The following is a 2,352-nucleotide window of genomic DNA, read 5'->3' as shown; positions in this document are numbered from 1 at the left end:
GCCCAAAAGCTGCTCGGCTGGAGCTTTTGAGAGTTTTCCAAAAAAGTTTTTCAAAACAGTTGACAGAAACGGTTCGTGGTTGCTACATTAATAAAGCGGTCGGGAGAGCAAGCGAAAGTGAAGCGACACCGAAGCGCACCGAACCTAGAAAAAATAATAGTTTGAAAGCCAAGTAAACACAAGTACCTCGTCAAAAAAATCAGGTGAATTGGAGGAGACTTCAATCACCAAGACGAAGTCGGTAGGAAACTTATAGTTTCCAATAGCCAAAAAAACAAACTCACTTAACACAATGGAGAGTTTGATCCTGGCTCAGGATGAACGCTGGCGGTCTGCTTAACACATGCAAGTCGAACGGGAATCTTCGGATTCTAGTGGCGGACGGGTGAGTAACGCGTGAGAATCTGCCTTCAGGACGGGGATAACAGTTGGAAACGACTGCTAAGACCGGATGTGCCGAGAGGTGAAATATTTATAGCCTGAAGATGAGCTCGCGTCCGATTAGCTAGTTGGTAAGGTAAAAGCTTACCAAGGCGACGATCGGTAGCTGGTCTGAGAGGACGATCAGCCACACTGGGACTGAGACACGGCCCAGACTCCTACGGGAGGCAGCAGTGGGGAATTTTCCGCAATGGGCGAAAGCCTGACGGAGCAAGACCGCGTGGGGGAGGAAGGTTCTTGGATTGTAAACCCCTTTTCTCAGGGAAGAAAAAAATGACGGTACCTGAGGAATCAGCATCGGCTAACTCCGTGCCAGCAGCCGCGGTAATACGGAGGATGCAAGCGTTATCCGGAATAATTGGGCGTAAAGCGTCCGTAGGTGGCTGTTCAAGTCTGCCGTTAAAGACCGGGGCTTAACCCTGGAAAGGCGGTGGAAACTGAACGGCTAGAGTGCAGTAGGGGTAGAGGGAATTCCCAGTGTAGCGGTGAAATGCGTAGAGATTGGGAAGAACACCGGTGGCGAAAGCGCTCTGCTGGACTGCAACTGACACTGAGGGACGAAAGCTAGGGGAGCGAATGGGATTAGATACCCCAGTAGTCCTAGCCGTAAACGATGGATACTAGGTGTGGCCTGTATCGACCCGGGCCGCGCCGTAGCTAACGCGTTAAGTATCCCGCCTGGGGAGTACGCACGCAAGTGTGAAACTCAAAGGAATTGACGGGGGCCCGCACAAGCGGTGGAGTATGTGGTTTAATTCGATGCAACGCGAAGAACCTTACCAGGACTTGACATGTCCGGAACCTTCTGGAAACAGAAGGGTGCCTTCGGGAACCGGAACACAGGTGGTGCATGGCTGTCGTCAGCTCGTGTCGTGAGATGTTGGGTTAAGTCCCGCAACGAGCGCAACCCTCGTCCTTAGTTGCCATCATTTAGTTGGGCACTTTAGGGAGACTGCCGGTGACAAACCGGAGGAAGGTGGGGATGACGTCAAGTCAGCATGCCCCTTACGTCCTGGGCTACACACGTACTACAATGCTACGGACAAAGGGCAGCAAGTTAGCAATGACAAGCAAATCCCATAAACCGTGGCTCAGTTCAGATCGCAGGCTGCAACTCGCCTGCGTGAAGGCGGAATCGCTAGTAATCGCCGGTCAGCATACGGCGGTGAATCCGTTCCCGGGCCTTGTACACACCGCCCGTCACACCATGGGAGTTGGCCACGCCCGAAGTCGTTACCCTAACCTGCAAAGGAGGGGGACGCCGAAGGCAGGGCTGATGACTGGGGTGAAGTCGTAACAAGGTAGCCGTACCGGAAGGTGTGGCTGGATCACCTCCTTTTAAGGGAGACCGAACCTCTGAGTACCGATGAAGTCGGTCACAGAAGGTCATCCCAGGTCGTCGAGGTTGTGTCATCAAAAGCTTTCAAACTATTACGGTTCCGGTTCATGGGCTATTAGCTCAGGTGGTTAGAGCGCACCCCTGATAAGGGTGAGGTCCCTGGTTCGAGTCCAGGATGGCCCACCTAAAGTCAAGCAATCAGCTTGACAAGTAAGAGGGTAAAGCTTAAGTTGGGAAGCCCGGTTGAGTGGCATATCTATAAACCGAGCAAGTCGAAACCGAAAACCAGAAAAAGAAGTCAGCATCGACTCTGAAACTCGAAAAGCCTCAGAGAGACTGCTGGACTCTAATTCCAGCCAAAGAACCTTGAAAACTGCATAGTAACGTTAAAAAGCAGGAAAAAACGAGACGTCCAATCGAAGAAGGCGTCCGTATCATCCAAGCAAGAGAATGTGGTCAAGCTACAAAGAGCTTATGGTGGATCCCTCGGCACACAGAGGCGATGAAGGACGTGGCGACCGACGAAACGCTCCGGGGAGCTGGAAGCAAGCAATGAGCCGGAGATATCCGAA

The 2,352-nt window shown here is 52.1% G+C and carries 1 tRNA gene and 2 rRNA genes (1 of these 3 running past the window's edge); all 3 read left to right on the top strand.

What is annotated here, in order from left to right:
• Positions 1 to 289: 289 nt before the first annotated feature.
• A 16S ribosomal RNA gene (locus H6F50_RS26335) occupies positions 290 to 1,780 on the top strand.
• A gap of 109 nt (positions 1,781 to 1,889) precedes the next feature.
• Positions 1,890 to 1,963: transfer RNA gene (locus H6F50_RS26330), tRNA-Ile, on the top strand.
• Between the two features lie 271 nt (positions 1,964 to 2,234).
• Positions 2,235 to 2,352, top strand: a 23S ribosomal RNA gene (locus H6F50_RS26325) (its annotated part continues 2,500 nt past the right edge of the window); the annotation flags it as partial.

The organism is Coleofasciculus sp. FACHB-712 (assembly GCF_014695635.1).
Lineage (GTDB): Bacteria > Cyanobacteriota > Cyanobacteriia > Cyanobacteriales > FACHB-T130 > FACHB-T130.
Note: the sequence above shows the minus strand (reverse complement) of the source record. Positions and strands in the feature narration are given on the sequence as shown.